The sequence below is a fragment of the Aureibaculum sp. 2308TA14-22 genome, from assembly GCF_040538665.1.
GTDB lineage: Bacteria > Bacteroidota > Bacteroidia > Flavobacteriales > Flavobacteriaceae > Aureibaculum.
In genome coordinates this window covers 2,489,397-2,504,054 of sequence record NZ_JBEWXT010000001.1, presented here as the reverse complement: position 1 = coordinate 2,504,054, position 14,658 = coordinate 2,489,397, and the positions used below count along the sequence as shown (strand labels likewise).

Below are 14,658 nucleotides of genomic sequence, written 5' to 3'. Positions count from 1 at the left end.
AGATGGCACAAAGAGATTTAAAATATACAAGAAATATTGGTATTGCAGCTCATATTGATGCAGGTAAAACTACAACAACTGAGCGTATTTTATTTTACACAGGTGTGAATCATAAAATTGGTGAGGTGCATGATGGTGCTTCTACTATGGACTGGATGGAGCAAGAAGCTGAAAGAGGTATTACAATCACTTCGGCAGCAACTACTTGTACTTGGAATTTTCCAACACAAAATGGTGAGTCATTAGACGATACTAAAGGATACCATTTTAATATAATTGATACACCAGGTCACGTTGATTTTACAGTTGAAGTTAACCGTTCGTTAAGAGTACTTGACGGATTGGTGTTTTTATTTTCTGCAGTTGATGGTGTTGAGCCACAATCAGAAACAAACTGGAGATTAGCCGACAATTACAAAGTTCCAAGAATTGGTTTTGTAAACAAAATGGATCGTCAGGGTTCTAACTTTTTGATGGTTAACAATCAGGTTAAAGAAATGTTAGGTTCTAACGCAGTTCCTATCGTTTTACCAATAGGTGATGAAGCTGATTTTAAAGGTGTAGTTGATTTAGTAAAAAATAGAGCTATTATTTGGCATGAAGAGAATATGGGAGCTACTTTTGATGTGGTTGATATTCCTGCTGAAATGGCTGATGAAGTGCATGAATATAGAGCTGCTTTGATTGAAGCTGTTGCGGAATATGATGAAGAGTTATTGGAAAAATTCTTTGAGGATGAGAACTCAATTACGGAAGATGAAATCCACGCAGCATTAAGAGCAGCAGTTATGGATATGTCTATCATTCCTATGATATGTGGATCTTCTTTTAAAAATAAAGGAGTACAATTTTTGTTAGATGCAGTTTGCCGTTATTTGCCTTCTCCTATAGATAAAGAAGCAATTATTGGTACTGATCCTGATTCAGGTAATGAAATTTCTAGAAAACCTGATGTGAAGGAACCTTTTTCTGCATTGGCTTTTAAAATTGCTACTGATCCTTTTGTTGGTCGTTTAGCATTTTTTAGAGCATATTCTGGTCGCTTAGATGCTGGTTCATATATATTGAATAATCGTTCAGGTAAAAAAGAGCGTATTTCGCGTATTTACCAAATGCACGCAAATAAACAAACAGCTTTAGATTATATCGAAGCTGGAGATATTGGTGCAGCAGTTGGATTTAAAGATATTAAAACAGGTGATACATTAACAGATGAAAAACACCCAATTATTTTGGAAAGTATGGATTTTCCAGATCCAGTAATTGGTATTGCGGTTGAGCCTAAAACTAAAGCTGATATTGATAAATTAGGAATGGCGTTAAGTAAGTTAGCTGAAGAAGACCCTACATTTACGGTTAAAACAGACGAAGCTTCGGGTCAGACTATTATTTCTGGTATGGGCGAACTTCACTTAGATATTATTGTTGATCGTCTTAAAAGAGAATTTAAGGTTGAAGTGAACCAAGGTCAACCTCAGGTTGAATATAAAGAAGCTTTAACAAGATCGGCTGATCATAGAGAAGTGTATAAAAAACAATCTGGTGGTCGTGGTAAATTTGCTGATATTGTATTTACAATGGAGCCTGCCGATGAAGGTAAACAAGGGTTAGAGTTTGAAAACAAAATTAAAGGTGGTAATATTCCAAGGGAATTTATCCCATCAGTAGAAAAAGGTTTCAAAGAAGCTATGAAAAACGGTCCATTGGCCGGGTTTGAAATGGATTCTATGAAAATAACTCTTAAGGATGGTTCTTTCCACCCTGTTGATTCTGATGCTTTATCGTTTGAATTAGCTGCAAAAATCGGTTATAAAGATGCTGCAAAAGCCGCTAGGGCTGTGTTGATGGAGCCTATCATGAAGTTAGAGGTGTTAACACCTGAAGAAAACATGGGTGATATTGTTGGTGACTTGAACAGAAGAAGAGGTCAAGTTAGTGATATGTCTGATAGAGCTGGATCTAAAGTAGTAAAAGCAGAAGTTCCGTTATCGGAAATGTTTGGTTATGTAACTTCCTTGAGAACATTGTCATCAGGTAGAGCAACTTCTACAATGGAATTTTCGCATTACGCAGAAACACCATCGAATATTGCTGAGGAAGTAATTAAAAATGTAAAAGGTTAATTTACTAAATAGATAAAGATGAGTCAAAAAATTAGAATAAAATTAAAGTCTTACGATCATAATTTAGTAGATAAATCTGCTGAAAAAATCGTTAAAACGGTAAAAAGTACTGGTGCTGTTATCAATGGACCAATTCCATTACCAACACACAAAAAAATATTTACTGTATTGAGGTCTCCTCACGTAAATAAAAAATCTAGAGAACAATTTCAATTAAGTTCTTATAAGAGATTATTAGATATTTACAGTTCATCATCAAAAACAATTGACGCTTTAATGAAGTTAGAATTGCCAAGTGGTGTTGAAGTTGAGATAAAAGTATAATTATCATTTCTGCAAAGGCAGGAAAACATGTCCCAAGCGGTTGACAAGGGAAAAACGGAAAAAAATACATTCAGGGTTGAAGTGTTTTTGACCCTATTTTTTTGAATAAAAGTTAATAAAACAATAATTAATTAATAAATAAGTAAAATGTCTGGGTTAATAGGAAGAAAAATTGGAATGACCAGTATTTTTGATGACAATGGGAAAAATATTCCTTGTACTGTTATCGAAGCTGGTCCATGTGTAGTTACCCAAGTCAGAACCAAAGAAGTTGACGGCTATGAAGCCTTACAACTAGGTTTCGATGACAAAGCAGAAAAGCAGACAACTAAAGCGTTAAAAGGACACTTTAAAAAGGCTGGTACAAATGCTAAGAATCGCGTTGCCGAATTTCAAGGTTTTGATGAGGAGTACAAATTAGGTGATTCAATCACCGTAGATCACTTTAAAGAAGGTGAATTTGTTGATGTTGCCGGAACCTCAAAAGGTAAAGGTTTTCAAGGTGTTGTAAAGCGTCATGGTTTTGCGGGTGTTGGACAAGCAACTCACGGTCAGCATAATCGTCTTAGAGCTCCTGGTTCTATCGGAGCAGCATCTTATCCTGCAAGAGTATTTAAAGGTATGAGAATGGCAGGAAGAATGGGTGGAGAAAAAGTGAAAGTTCAAAATTTAAGAGTTTTAAAAGTAATTCCAGAAAAGAATCTTTTAGTAGTAAAAGGAGCTGTGCCTGGTCACAAAAACGCTTATATAACTATTCAGAAATAATGAAAGTAGAAGTTATAGATATCAACGGGAAAAAAACTGGAAGAAAGGTTGAGCTTTCAGACTCAATTTTTGCTATAGAACCAAATAAGCATGCTGTTTATTTAGATGTTAAGCAATTTTTAGCAAATCAGAGACAAGGTACGCACAAAGCTAAAGAAAGAGCTGACATTAAAGGTAGTACTAGAAAGATTAAAAAGCAAAAGGGTACAGGTACAGCACGTGCAGGCTCTATAAAATCTCCAATTTTTAGAGGTGGGGGTAGAATTTTTGGACCTAGACCTAGAAGCTATAGTTTTAAATTGAACAAAAATTTAAAACGTTTGGCTAGACAATCTGCATTATCTATCAAAGCAAAAGACAATAACATTGTTGTATTGGAAAATTTTGAATTTGATACTCCAAAGACAAAGAATTTTACTTCTATTTTAAGTGCTTTAGAGCTTGATAACAAAAAGTCTTTGTTTGTGTTGGATGCTTCAAATAAAAATGTATATTTGTCCTCTCGCAATTTAAAAGGCACTAATGTTGTAAGTGCTTCAAGATTAAATACTTACAATATGTTAAACGCAAATAAAATTGTGCTTACTGAAGGTAGTATTGAGGAAGTTGAATCAAATCTTAGCAAGTAATAACATGAGCATTTTAATAAAACCAATTATTACAGAAAAAGCAAATGACCTTAGTGAGTTGCATAATAGATTCACATTTGAGGTTGATAAGCGTGCAAATAAGATAGAAATAAAAAATGCTATTGAAAGCACTTATGGAGTGTCTGTTAGCAATGTAAGAACTTTAAACTATCCGGTTAAACGTAATACAAAGTTTACCAAAAAAGGGATTGTTACAGGTAAAATAGGGGCTTACAAAAAAGCTATTATTGAGTTAGCCGAAGGTGATAGCATAGATTTTTATAGCAATATTTAAGACGAAAAAGATGTCATTAAGAAAATTAAAACCAGTAACGCCAGGTCAACGTCATAAAGTATTAAATACTTTTGAAACGTTAACAACCGATAAGCCTGAAAAGAGCTTGTTGGCACCTCAAAAAAGATCGGGTGGTAGAAATAGTGGAGGAAAAATGACCATGCGTTATATGGGCGGCGGTCATAAAAAGAGATATCGTATTATTGATTTTAAGAGAGATAAAGACGGTGTTCCTGCTATTGTAAAAAGTATAGAATATGATCCGAATCGTACAGCATATATTGCGTTGTTGAACTATGCTGATGGTGAAAAAAGATATATAATTGCCCAGGCTGGATTACAAGTTGGACAAACAGTAATTTCAGGAGATAAAGCAACACCAGAAGTTGGCAATGCTAGAACCTTAAAGGATTTACCTTTAGGTACTGTTATCTCTTGTATAGAATTGCACCCTGGTCAAGGGGCGGTTATTGCACGTAGTGCAGGCTCTTTTGCTCAATTAATTGCAAGAGAAGGTAAATATGCAACAATTAAATTACCATCTGGTGAAATCAGATTGATTTTACTTACTTGTAAAGCTACCATTGGCGTTGTTTCTAATTCAGATCATCAATTAGAAGTTTCAGGTAAAGCAGGTAGAACAAGATGGAAAGGTAGAAGACCAAGAACTAGACCTGTGGTAATGAATCCGGTTGATCATCCAATGGGTGGTGGTGAAGGTAAGTCAGCAGGTGGACATCCTAGATCTAGAAATGGTATTCCTGCAAAAGGATATAAAACACGTTCTAAGACAAAAGCGAGTAATAAGTACATTATAGAACGTAGAAAAAAATAAGAGAAAGATATGGCACGTTCATTAAAAAAAGGACCTTACGTTTTCCATAAATTGGAAAAGAAAGTACAAGCTAATATAGATTCTGGTAAAAAATCAGTAATCAAAACATGGTCAAGAGCATCAATGATTACACCTGATTTTGTTGGACAAACAATAGGTGTACACAATGGTCGTCAATTTGTACCAGTATATATTACTGAAAACATGGTAGGTCATAAATTAGGAGAATTTTCACCAACACGTTCTTTTAGAGGGCATGCAGGTGCAAAGAATAAAGGTAAAAAATAAGCAATGGGAGTTCGAAAAAAATTAAGAGCACAGCAGCTTAAAGAAGATCGCAAAACTAAGTTTTTTGCAAAATTAAACGGTTGTCCTACATCGCCAAGAAAAATGCGTTTAGTAGCTGACCAAATAAGAGGTGTAGATGTTGAAAAAGCATTAGCTATTTTAAAATTTAGCCCAAAAGAAGCTGCTAGAAATTTAGAGAAATTAACATTATCTGCAATAGCTAACTGGCAAGCAAAAAATGAAGATGCAAATATTGAGGATGCAGGCCTGTTTGTTAAGGAAATTTATGTTGATAGTGCCGCAATGTTAAAGAGATTGAGACCAGCTCCACAAGGTCGTGCACATAGAATAAGAAAACGTTCAAATCATGTTACTATGATATTAGGAGAAAAAAATAATACAAGCAATTCGTAAATAGATATGGGACAAAAAACTAATCCAATAGGAAATCGTTTAGGAATTATCAGAGGATGGGAATCTAACTGGTATGGTGGAAATGATTATGGCGATAAGCTTGCAGAAGATGATAAAATAAGAAAGTATATACATACTAGGTTATCTAAAGCTAGTGTTTCTAGAGTAATTATAGAACGTACTCTTAAATTAATTACGGTAACAATTACTACTGCTCGTCCTGGAATTATTATAGGTAAAGGTGGTCAAGAAGTTGATAAGTTAAAGGAAGAGCTTAAAAAAATTACTGGTAAAGAAGTACAGATAAATATTTTTGAAATTAAACGCCCTGAACTAGATGCATTTTTAGTAGCGTCAAGTATTGCACGTCAAATTGAAAATAGAATATCTTATAGAAGAGCTATAAAAATGGCTATTGCGGCTACAATGAGAATGAATGCCGAAGGTATAAAAGTTCAAATTTCAGGTCGTCTAAATGGAGCTGAAATGGCACGTTCAGAAGGTTATAAAGAAGGAAGAATTCCACTTTCTACTTTTAGAGCAGATATAGATTACGCTTTAGTTGAGGCACATACTACTTATGGTAGAATAGGTGTTAAGGTTTGGATTATGAAAGGCGAAGTATATGGTAAAAGAGAATTATCTCCTTTAGTTGGTTTATCTAAAAAACAAGGTAAAGGTGGTAATAAAGGTGGAGGAAGAAGACCTCAAAGAAGAAAATAATTTTTTAAAGTTTTAAGAAATGTTACAACCAAAAAGAACAAAATACCGTAAAGTACAGAAAGCAAAAGGGAACATGAAAGGGAATGCCCAAAGAGGTCATAGACTTTCTAACGGTATGTTTGGTATAAAATCTTTAGATCAAGATTTGCTTACATCGCGTCAGATTGAAGCTGCTCGTATTGCGGCAACGCGTTACATGAAAAGGCAAGGTAGTATTTGGATCAAAATTTTTCCGGATAAGCCAATAACCAAAAAACCTTTAGAGGTTCGTATGGGTAAAGGTAAAGGTGCTCCAGAATATTTTGTAGCTGTGGTAAAACCAGGTAGAATTTTATTTGAAATTGGTGGCGTACCAATCGAAACTGCTAGAGAAGCATTGAGATTAGCAGCACAAAAATTACCGGTAAGAACAAAGTTTGTTATCGCCAGAGATTACGACGAAAACGAAGCTTAAAACTATTATTATGAAACAATCAGAAATAAAAGAATTATCTGTTGCAGATATACAAGAGAAATTGGCTGACGTAAAAAAGAACTATACGGATTTGAAAATGGCACATGCTATTTCGCCTTTAGAAAACCCAATTCAACTGAGAGATATAAGAAAAACAGTTGCAAGATTAGCCACAGAATTAACTAAAAGAGAAGTACAATAATTGTATTCGTATTTACAAGATGGAAAAAAGAAATCTTAGAAAAGAAAGAATAGGAGTTGTTTCAAGTAACAAAATGGAGAAATCTATTGTTGTTAGTGAAGTATCAAAAGCCAAGCACCCTATGTACGGAAAGTTCGTTATTAAAACGAAGAAGTATGTTGCACATGACGAAAAAAACGACTGCAATGAAGGTGATACGGTAAAGATAATGGAAACAAGGCCTTTAAGTAAAACCAAACGTTGGAGATTAGTAGAAATCTTAGAAAGAGCTAAATAATTATGTTACAACAAGAATCAAGATTAAAAGTAGCTGACAATACGGGTGCAAAAGAAGTACTGGTTATTAGAGTGTTGGGCGGAACGAAAAGACGTTACGCATCTGTTGGCGATAAAATAGTAGTTTCGGTAAAGCATGCTACACCTAACGGTACAGTAAAAAAAGGAACGGTTTCTAGAGCTGTTGTTGTACGAACAAAAAAAGAAGTACGTCGTAAAGATGGTTCTTATATAAGATTTGATGATAATGCATGTGTATTGTTAAGTCCGACAGAAGAAATGAGAGGTACTCGTGTTTTTGGACCAGTAGCTAGAGAACTTCGTGAAAAACAATTCATGAAAATTGTATCACTAGCACCAGAAGTGCTTTAAATTTATAGATGATGGTAAAGATAAAAGTAAAAACAGGAGATACAGTTAGAGTAACAACTGGAGAAGATAAAGGTAAAGAAGGCAAAATTGTTAAAATTCTTAAAGATAAGAACAGAGCAATTGTTGAAGGTGTAAATATGGTGTCTAAACATACTAAGCCTAGTGCCCAAAATCCTCAGGGTGGAATTTCAAAATTTGAAGCTCCAATTCATATTTCTAACATAATGTTAGTTGAAAATGGAACTACCACTAGAGTTGGATATAAAATGGAGGGCGACAAAAAAGTGAGGATCTCTAAAAAAACAAAAGAAATTATTTAGTTATGGCATACGTACCAAGACTTAAAGAAGAATATAATAGCAGAATTAAAGCTGCTTTAACCGAAGAATTCGGCTACAAAAATGTAATGCAAGTTCCTAAATTACAAAAAATTGTAATTAGTAAAGGAGTAGGTGCTGCTGTAGCTGACAAGAAATTAATTGATTACGCTCTTGAAGAGGTAACAAATATTTCGGGTCAAAAAGCTATTGCTACACTATCTAAAAAAGATGTTGCATCATTTAAATTACGTAAGGGAATGCCAATTGGTGTTAAAGTAACGTTGCGTGATCAAAAAATGTACGAATTTTTAGATAGGTTGGTTACTGCATCATTGCCACGTGTAAGAGATTTTAGAGGTATAAAATCAACTGGTTTTGATGGTAGAGGTAATTATAATTTAGGAGTTGTTGAACAAATAATTTTTCCTGAAATAGATATTGATAAGGTAAATAAAATCAGTGGTATGGATATTACTTTTGTAACATCTGCCAATACAGATAAAGAGGCGAAATCATTATTAACTGAATTAGGTTTACCCTTTAAAAAAAATTAAGAGATGGCTAAAGAATCAATGAAAGCCCGTGAGGTAAAAAGAAGAAAAACAGTAGCTAAGTATGCTGAGAAACGTAAAGCTTTAAAAGAAGCTGGAGACTATGAGGCATTACAAAAGTTACCAAAAAATGCTTCTCCTGTGCGTTTACACAATCGCTGTAAATTAACTGGAAGACCAAAAGGGTATATGAGAACTTTTGGAATTTCGCGTGTAACATTCCGTGAAATGGCAAATCAAGGTTTAATACCGGGCGTTAAAAAAGCAAGTTGGTAAAATTATAAATTGGTTTCAGGTTTAACGCCAATTTCTGGGAGTTAAAAACCAAAACCGTAATTAAATATATATGTACACAGATCCTATTGCAGATTATTTAACTAGAATTAGAAATGCAGCCAATGCAGGTCTAAGAGTTGTTGAAATACCAGCTTCTAACTTAAAAAAGGAAATGACCAAAATCTTGTTTGATCAAGGTTATATTTTAAGTTATAAGTTCGAAGAAAATAAAGTTCAAGATTCAATTAAGATTGCTTTGAAGTATGATAAAATTTCAAAACAACCTGTAATCAAGAAAATTGAAAGAATTAGTAAACCAGGTTTACGTAAATATGTAAGTTCTTCTGATTTACCAAGAGTTTTAAATGGCCTTGGTATTGCTATAGTCTCAACTTCTAAGGGAGTTATGACTAACAAGAAAGCCAAACAAGAAAATGTTGGTGGAGAAGTTTTATGTTACGTTTACTAATAAAGGATAAGAAATGTCAAGAATAGGAAATAATCCAGTAGTAATTCCTGAAGGGGTTACCGTTGATATTAAAGAAAATACAGTTACCGTTAAAGGAAAATTAGGAGAATTAACTCAAGAGGTTTCTAATGTAGCTGTAAAAGTTGAATACGGAAACATTTTGGTTACACGTTCTTCAGATAGTAAAGAAGATAAAGCAAAGCATGGTTTATACCGAGCTCTTATGTTCAATATGATAGAAGGTGTTTCTAAAGGATGGACTAAAGAATTAGAATTAGTCGGTGTAGGATACAGAGCTAGCCACCAAGGTCAAAAGTTGGATTTGGCACTAGGTTACTCACACAATATTGTATTGAATTTGGCTCCAGAAGTTAAAGTTGAGACAGTATCTGAAAAAGGTAAAAACCCAATTGTAAAACTGACTTCTTTTGATAAGCAGTTAGTAGGTCAGGTTGCAGCTAAGATTCGTTCTTATCGTAAACCAGAACCATATAAAGGGAAAGGAATTAAATTTGTAGGAGAAGAATTAAGAAGAAAAGCAGGTAAATCTGCATAATAAATAGATATTATGGCATTATCAAAGCTACAAAGAAGACAAAGAATTAAGCAGAGAATTAGAAAGATTGTTTCAGGTACTGCTGAAAAGCCTAGACTTTCAGTATATAGAAGCAATAAGGAGATTGATGCTCAATTAATAGATGATATTACTGGTAACACATTGGTTGCTGTATCGTCAAGAGATAAAAAAGTTGCTGCTAAAGGCACAAAAGTTGAAGTGGCTACCGCAGTGGGTAAAGCATTAGCGGAAAAGGCATCTAAAGCAGGCATAGAAACTGTTGCTTTTGACAGAAATGGATATTTGTATCACGGTAGAGTTAAAGCTCTTGCAGAAGGAGCAAGAGAAGCAGGACTAAAATTTTAATAAAAGATTATGTATCAAAAATACGGAAACGTTGAACACGTAAAACCAAGTGGTTTAGATTTAAAAGACCATTTGGTAGGAGTACAAAGGGTTACTAAAGTAACTAAAGGTGGTAGAACATTTGGTTTTTCAGCAATTGTTGTTGTTGGTAATGAAAATGGTGTTGTAGGTCATGGTCTTGGAAAGTCTAAAGATGTTGCCTCTGCTATAGCAAAGGCCATTGAAGATGCTAAGAAAAATTTAATAAGAATACCTATCATTAAAAATACGATACCTCACGAACAAAAAGGTAAGTATGCTGGTGCTAAAGTATTTTTAAAACCTGCAACAAATGGTACCGGAGTAATTGCAGGTGGTGCTGTACGTATGGTATTGGAATCAGTTGGTGTACATGATGTATTATCAAAATCTCAAGGTTCTTCAAATCCTCATAATGTAGTAAAAGCAACTTTTGATGCTTTATTACAAATGCGTGATGCAAATACGATTGCCAAGGAAAGAGGAATTTCTTTAAATAAAGTTTTTAACGGATAAAGTAAAGAGGTGATGAAAAAAATTAAAGTAAAACAAATACGTAGTAAAATCAGACGACCTCAAAACCAAAAAAGAACATTAGAGGCGTTAGGGTTACGTAAATTGGATCAAGTGGTAGAGCATGATGCTTCGCCAGCTATCCTTGGAATGGTAAACAAAGTTAAACACTTAATTTCTGTAGAAGAAGTTAAATAAGATAACGATATGGAATTAAATAACTTAAGACCTGCTAAAGGTGCAGTTAAAGGTAAAGCGAAAAGAATAGGTAGAGGTCAAGGATCTGGAAAAGGAGGTACAGCTACTAGAGGTCATAAAGGTGCTAAATCGCGTTCAGGTTATTCTAAAAAGATAGGTTTTGAAGGTGGTCAAATGCCAATTCAACGTCGTGTACCTAAATTTGGATTTACTAATATTAACCGTAAAGAATACGCAGTTTTAAATTTAGATACTCTACAAGAAATGGTAGATAATGGTAGTGTTAAAGATACTGTTACATTTGAAACTTTAGTTACTAATGGTGTTGTTGGTAAAAATGATTTAGTAAAGATATTAGGTAGAGGAGAATTGAAAGCAAAATTAGATATTACTGTTCATAAATTTACTGCAACTGCAAAGGAAGCTATTGAAAAAGCAGGAGGAAAAGCAGTAACATTATAAGAAATAAATGAAAAAATTTATAAGTACCATACAAGATATTTGGAAAATTGAAGAGTTAAGAAATAAGATTATCTTAACACTTGGTTTAATGGTTGTGTATCGTTTAGCTGCTCAATTAACGTTACCAGGTATTGATGGTTCTCAATTAACTAATCTTGCAAATAAAACTGCTGATAATAATTTGCTAGGATTATTAAACGCTTTTACAGGTGGGGCATTTGCTCAAGCATCTGTAATGGCGTTAGGTATTATGCCCTATATTTCTGCTTCCATTGTGGTGCAGTTAATGGGTATTGCTGTGCCGTATCTACAAAAATTACAGAAAGAAGGTGAGAGCGGACGTAAAAAGATAAACCAAATTACCCGTTGGTTAACTATTGGTATATTATTGATACAAGCTCCAGCTTACATTGCTAGTTTACCGAGTTTGGGTATTCCTGAGAGTGCATTTTTATTGGGTAGAGGGCCAATGTTCTGGTTTTCTTCAATTTTATTATTGACTACAGGTACTGTATTTGCCATGTGGTTGGGTGAAAGAATAACAGATAAAGGTATTGGTAATGGTATCTCATTATTAATTATGATTGGTATTATTGCTACGTTGCCATCAATGTTTATGCAAGAGTTTACCTCAAGAGTAACACAATCTAATGGAGGATTATTAATGGTGTTAATAGAAGTAATTTTATGGTTGGTAGCTATATTGGCCTGTGTATTTTTAGTAACCGCAGTCAGGCGTATAGCTGTACAATATGCACGGCGTACCGTTGCAGGTAATGTTCAAGATGCAGCGGGTGCTAGACAATATATTCCATTGAAAGTAAATTCATCTGGTGTAATGCCTATTATATTTGCACAGGCATTAATGTTTGTACCAGGTTTATTGGCTCAGTCTGGAAATACAACGATTCAATCTATAGGAATAGAATTTCAAGATATGTTTGGTTTTTGGTATAATGTAGTTTTTGCTATTTTAATAATAATTTTTAGTTATTTCTATACTGCAATTACAATACCTACTAATAAGATGGCTGATGACCTGAAAAGAAGCGGTGGATTTTTACCAGGTATTAGACCAGGTAAGGAAACAGCAGATTATTTAGATACTATATTATCTAGAATAACATTACCAGGTTCAATATTTTTAGCACTATTAGCAATATTACCAGCTTTTATAGTAAAGGCAGGTGTGCAACCAGGATGGGCAATCTTTTATGGAGGAACATCATTATTAATTATGGTTGGCGTGGCTATAGATACAATTCAACAAATAAATTCACATTTATTAAATCGTCATTATGATGGTTTAATGAAAACAGGAACTAATAGAAAATCAGTAGCATAACATGGCAAAACAACAAGCAATAGAACAAGACGGAACAATTATAGAAGCATTATCTAATGCTATGTTTCGCGTTGAACTAGAAAATGGTCATATTGTTACCGCTCACATTTCAGGTAAAATGCGTATGCACTATATTAAATTGTTGCCTGGTGATAAAGTAAAATTAGAAATGAGTCCTTATGATTTAACTAAGGCTCGAATAACTTACAGATACTAAAAATATAACGATGAAGGTAAGAGCATCAGTAAAAAAGAGAAGTGCCGACTGTAAAATAGTACGCAGAAAAGGTAGATTATATGTAATCAATAAAAAGAATCCTAGATTTAAACAAAGACAAGGATAATTATGGCAAGAATAGCAGGTATTGACATACCAAAAAACAAAAGAGGAGTTATTTCATTAACTTACATTTATGGTGTTGGAAGAAATAGAGCTAAAGAAATATTAGCAAATGCAAAAGTAGATGAAAGTACTAAAGTTCAAGATTGGACTGATGATGAAATCAGTAAAATTAGAGAGCAAGTAGGTACTTATACTATTGAAGGTGAATTGCGTTCTGAAACTCAATTGAACATTAAACGTTTAATGGATATTGGATGTTATAGAGGTATTCGTCATAGATCTGGTTTGCCGTTAAGAGGTCAAAGAACTAAGAATAATTCTAGAACGAGAAAAGGTAAGAGAAAAACTGTTGCCAATAAAAAGAAAGCAACTAAATAATTATAATTAATTATGGCAAAAACAAGTTCAAAAAAACGTAAAGTTGTAGTTGATGCTATTGGCGAAGCTCATATTCAAGCTACATTCAATAATATTATTATTTCTTTAACTAATAAAAAAGGAGACGTTATTTCTTGGTCTTCTGCAGGTAAGCAAGGCTTTAGAGGTTCTAAAAAGAACACTCCTTATGCTGCCCAAACTGCAGCTGAAGATTGTGCTAAAGTAGCACATGAAGCAGGATTAAGAAAAGTGAAAGTTTATGTTAAGGGACCAGGAAATGGTAGAGAATCTGCTATCAGAACTATACATAATGCTGGTATTGAAGTAACTGAAATTATTGACGTTACTCCATTGCCTCATAATGGATGTCGTCCTCCAAAAAGACGTAGAGTATAAGTTGGATTTATTTCAACTAAGAAATAAAATAAAAACACTAAATATAATTTAGTAACTGTTAATAATAAATTTTAATCAATTAAAAGGACATATAGATTATCGAAGGATAAGCCTTAATTCATAATCCCTTTTATAAAACAAAAGAAATGGCAAGATATACAGGACCAAAAACTAAAATCGCTCGTAAATTCGGCGAGTCAATTTTCGGAGATGACAAATCATTCGAAAAAAGAAATTATCCTCCAGGACAACACGGTAACAACCGTCGTCGAGGTAAAAAATCAGAATATGCTATCCAGTTAATGGAAAAGCAAAAAGCAAAATATACTTATGGAATTCTAGAGCGTCAATTTAGAAATTTATTCGAAAAGGCTTCTAGAAGTAGAGGTATTACTGGTGAGATTTTATTACAATTATGTGAGTCTCGTTTAGACAATGTAGTTTATAGATTGGGTATTTCTCCTTCTCGTAGTGGTGCTCGTCAATTAGTATCTCATAGGCATATCACTGTTAACGGTAAGTTGGTTAACATACCTTCTTACTCTTTAAAAGAAGGTGATGTTGTAGGTGTTAGAGAAAAATCTAAGTCTTTGGTAGCTATTGAAAATTCATTGGCTAATAATAGTGCAGTATATGAGTGGTTAAACTGGAATGGAGACACAATGCAAGGTACTTTCGTAACTGTACCTGAAAGGATTCAAATTCCAGAAAATATTAATGAACAATTTATTGTAGAATTATACTCTAAATAATTAAAGATAGTATTT

At 33.7% G+C, this 14,658-nt stretch carries 28 protein-coding genes; all 28 read left to right on the top strand.

Annotated elements, in window-relative coordinates:
• Positions 1 to 2: 2 nt before the first annotated feature.
• Positions 3 to 2,123, top strand: coding sequence for an elongation factor G (fusA, locus tag U5A88_RS11305; protein WP_354206492.1), 2,121 nt, complete (start codon positions 3 to 5; stop codon positions 2,121 to 2,123).
• An 18-nt stretch (positions 2,124 to 2,141) separates the two neighbouring features.
• The gene (gene rpsJ, locus U5A88_RS11300; protein WP_117879398.1) at positions 2,142 to 2,447 is read left to right on the top strand and encodes a 30S ribosomal protein S10; all 306 of its coding nucleotides are present in this window, start codon (positions 2,142 to 2,144) and stop codon (positions 2,445 to 2,447) included.
• Positions 2,448 to 2,594: 147 nt separating this feature from the next.
• Positions 2,595 to 3,212 carry a 50S ribosomal protein L3 gene (gene rplC, locus U5A88_RS11295; protein ID WP_354206490.1) on the top strand — a complete coding sequence of 206 codons (618 nt, stop codon included), beginning with the start codon at positions 2,595 to 2,597 and terminating at the stop codon, positions 3,210 to 3,212.
• The gene (gene rplD, locus U5A88_RS11290; RefSeq protein ID WP_354206488.1) at positions 3,212 to 3,841 is read left to right on the top strand and encodes a 50S ribosomal protein L4; all 630 of its coding nucleotides are present in this window, start codon (positions 3,212 to 3,214) and stop codon (positions 3,839 to 3,841) included. The genes rplC and rplD overlap by 1 nt, the downstream gene beginning before the upstream one ends.
• 4 nt (positions 3,842 to 3,845) lie before the next feature.
• Positions 3,846 to 4,136, top strand: coding sequence for a 50S ribosomal protein L23 (gene rplW / locus U5A88_RS11285; RefSeq protein ID WP_354206486.1), 291 nt, complete (start codon positions 3,846 to 3,848; stop codon positions 4,134 to 4,136).
• A gap of 10 nt (positions 4,137 to 4,146) precedes the next feature.
• A complete protein-coding gene (gene rplB, locus U5A88_RS11280) occupies positions 4,147 to 4,971 on the top strand; it encodes a 50S ribosomal protein L2 (protein ID WP_354206484.1) in 825 nt (274 codons plus the stop codon).
• A 9-nt stretch (positions 4,972 to 4,980) separates the two neighbouring features.
• Positions 4,981 to 5,259, top strand: coding sequence for a 30S ribosomal protein S19 (rpsS, locus tag U5A88_RS11275; RefSeq protein ID WP_354206482.1), 279 nt, complete (start codon positions 4,981 to 4,983; stop codon positions 5,257 to 5,259).
• A gap of 3 nt (positions 5,260 to 5,262) precedes the next feature.
• The gene (gene rplV / locus U5A88_RS11270) at positions 5,263 to 5,673 is read left to right on the top strand and encodes a 50S ribosomal protein L22 (RefSeq protein ID WP_354206480.1); all 411 of its coding nucleotides are present in this window, start codon (positions 5,263 to 5,265) and stop codon (positions 5,671 to 5,673) included.
• 6 nt (positions 5,674 to 5,679) lie between these two features.
• Positions 5,680 to 6,396 carry a 30S ribosomal protein S3 gene (gene rpsC, locus U5A88_RS11265; RefSeq protein ID WP_354206478.1) on the top strand — a complete coding sequence of 239 codons (717 nt, stop codon included), beginning with the start codon at positions 5,680 to 5,682 and terminating at the stop codon, positions 6,394 to 6,396.
• A gap of 19 nt (positions 6,397 to 6,415) precedes the next feature.
• On the top strand, positions 6,416 to 6,850 hold the full coding sequence (gene rplP / locus U5A88_RS11260; RefSeq protein WP_354206476.1) for a 50S ribosomal protein L16: 435 nt from the start codon (positions 6,416 to 6,418) through the stop codon (positions 6,848 to 6,850).
• A gap of 10 nt (positions 6,851 to 6,860) precedes the next feature.
• Positions 6,861 to 7,052, top strand: coding sequence for a 50S ribosomal protein L29 (rpmC, locus tag U5A88_RS11255; protein WP_354206474.1), 192 nt, complete (start codon positions 6,861 to 6,863; stop codon positions 7,050 to 7,052).
• 19 nt (positions 7,053 to 7,071) lie between these two features.
• Positions 7,072 to 7,329: a 30S ribosomal protein S17 gene (gene rpsQ / locus U5A88_RS11250; RefSeq protein WP_321975186.1), complete on the top strand. Its 258-nt coding sequence runs from the start codon at positions 7,072 to 7,074 to the stop codon at positions 7,327 to 7,329.
• 2 nt (positions 7,330 to 7,331) lie between these two features.
• Complete coding sequence (gene rplN, locus U5A88_RS11245) at positions 7,332 to 7,700, top strand: 50S ribosomal protein L14 (protein ID WP_354206471.1); 369 nt, start codon at positions 7,332 to 7,334, stop codon at positions 7,698 to 7,700.
• A gap of 11 nt (positions 7,701 to 7,711) precedes the next feature.
• A complete protein-coding gene (gene rplX / locus U5A88_RS11240) occupies positions 7,712 to 8,020 on the top strand; it encodes a 50S ribosomal protein L24 (protein WP_354208179.1) in 309 nt (102 codons plus the stop codon).
• Positions 8,021 to 8,022: 2 nt separating this feature from the next.
• Positions 8,023 to 8,574: a 50S ribosomal protein L5 gene (gene rplE, locus U5A88_RS11235; RefSeq protein ID WP_354206469.1), complete on the top strand. Its 552-nt coding sequence runs from the start codon at positions 8,023 to 8,025 to the stop codon at positions 8,572 to 8,574.
• Positions 8,575 to 8,577: 3 nt separating this feature from the next.
• On the top strand, positions 8,578 to 8,847 hold the full coding sequence (gene rpsN, locus U5A88_RS11230; RefSeq protein ID WP_354206467.1) for a 30S ribosomal protein S14: 270 nt from the start codon (positions 8,578 to 8,580) through the stop codon (positions 8,845 to 8,847).
• 70 nt (positions 8,848 to 8,917) lie between these two features.
• Entirely contained in the window at positions 8,918 to 9,316 is a 399-nt protein-coding gene (gene rpsH / locus U5A88_RS11225) for a 30S ribosomal protein S8 (RefSeq protein WP_354206465.1), read from the top strand.
• Positions 9,317 to 9,329: 13 nt separating this feature from the next.
• Positions 9,330 to 9,872, top strand: coding sequence for a 50S ribosomal protein L6 (gene rplF / locus U5A88_RS11220; RefSeq protein ID WP_354206463.1), 543 nt, complete (start codon positions 9,330 to 9,332; stop codon positions 9,870 to 9,872).
• A gap of 12 nt (positions 9,873 to 9,884) precedes the next feature.
• A complete protein-coding gene (gene rplR, locus U5A88_RS11215; RefSeq protein ID WP_354206462.1) occupies positions 9,885 to 10,238 on the top strand; it encodes a 50S ribosomal protein L18 in 354 nt (117 codons plus the stop codon).
• 9 nt (positions 10,239 to 10,247) lie between these two features.
• Positions 10,248 to 10,772, top strand: coding sequence for a 30S ribosomal protein S5 (rpsE, locus tag U5A88_RS11210; protein WP_321975179.1), 525 nt, complete (start codon positions 10,248 to 10,250; stop codon positions 10,770 to 10,772).
• 12 nt (positions 10,773 to 10,784) lie between these two features.
• Complete coding sequence (gene rpmD, locus U5A88_RS11205; RefSeq protein ID WP_354206459.1) at positions 10,785 to 10,967, top strand: 50S ribosomal protein L30; 183 nt, start codon at positions 10,785 to 10,787, stop codon at positions 10,965 to 10,967.
• Between the two features lie 9 nt (positions 10,968 to 10,976).
• Complete coding sequence (rplO, locus tag U5A88_RS11200) at positions 10,977 to 11,429, top strand: 50S ribosomal protein L15 (RefSeq protein ID WP_354206457.1); 453 nt, start codon at positions 10,977 to 10,979, stop codon at positions 11,427 to 11,429.
• Positions 11,430 to 11,436: 7 nt separating this feature from the next.
• A complete protein-coding gene (secY, locus tag U5A88_RS11195) occupies positions 11,437 to 12,774 on the top strand; it encodes a preprotein translocase subunit SecY (protein ID WP_354206455.1) in 1,338 nt (445 codons plus the stop codon).
• A gap of 1 nt (position 12,775) precedes the next feature.
• On the top strand, positions 12,776 to 12,991 hold the full coding sequence (gene infA / locus U5A88_RS11190; protein WP_117879376.1) for a translation initiation factor IF-1: 216 nt from the start codon (positions 12,776 to 12,778) through the stop codon (positions 12,989 to 12,991).
• 10 nt (positions 12,992 to 13,001) lie between these two features.
• Complete coding sequence (gene ykgO / locus U5A88_RS11185; protein WP_013305171.1) at positions 13,002 to 13,118, top strand: type B 50S ribosomal protein L36; 117 nt, start codon at positions 13,002 to 13,004, stop codon at positions 13,116 to 13,118.
• 2 nt (positions 13,119 to 13,120) lie between these two features.
• Positions 13,121 to 13,495, top strand: a complete 375-nt coding sequence (gene rpsM, locus U5A88_RS11180) for a 30S ribosomal protein S13 (protein WP_354206453.1) — start codon at positions 13,121 to 13,123, stop codon at positions 13,493 to 13,495.
• Between the two features lie 12 nt (positions 13,496 to 13,507).
• On the top strand, positions 13,508 to 13,891 hold the full coding sequence (rpsK, locus tag U5A88_RS11175; protein ID WP_354206452.1) for a 30S ribosomal protein S11: 384 nt from the start codon (positions 13,508 to 13,510) through the stop codon (positions 13,889 to 13,891).
• Positions 13,892 to 14,037: 146 nt separating this feature from the next.
• Positions 14,038 to 14,643: a 30S ribosomal protein S4 gene (gene rpsD, locus U5A88_RS11170; RefSeq protein WP_354206451.1), complete on the top strand. Its 606-nt coding sequence runs from the start codon at positions 14,038 to 14,040 to the stop codon at positions 14,641 to 14,643.
• The last annotated feature ends 15 nt before the right edge of the window (positions 14,644 to 14,658 follow it).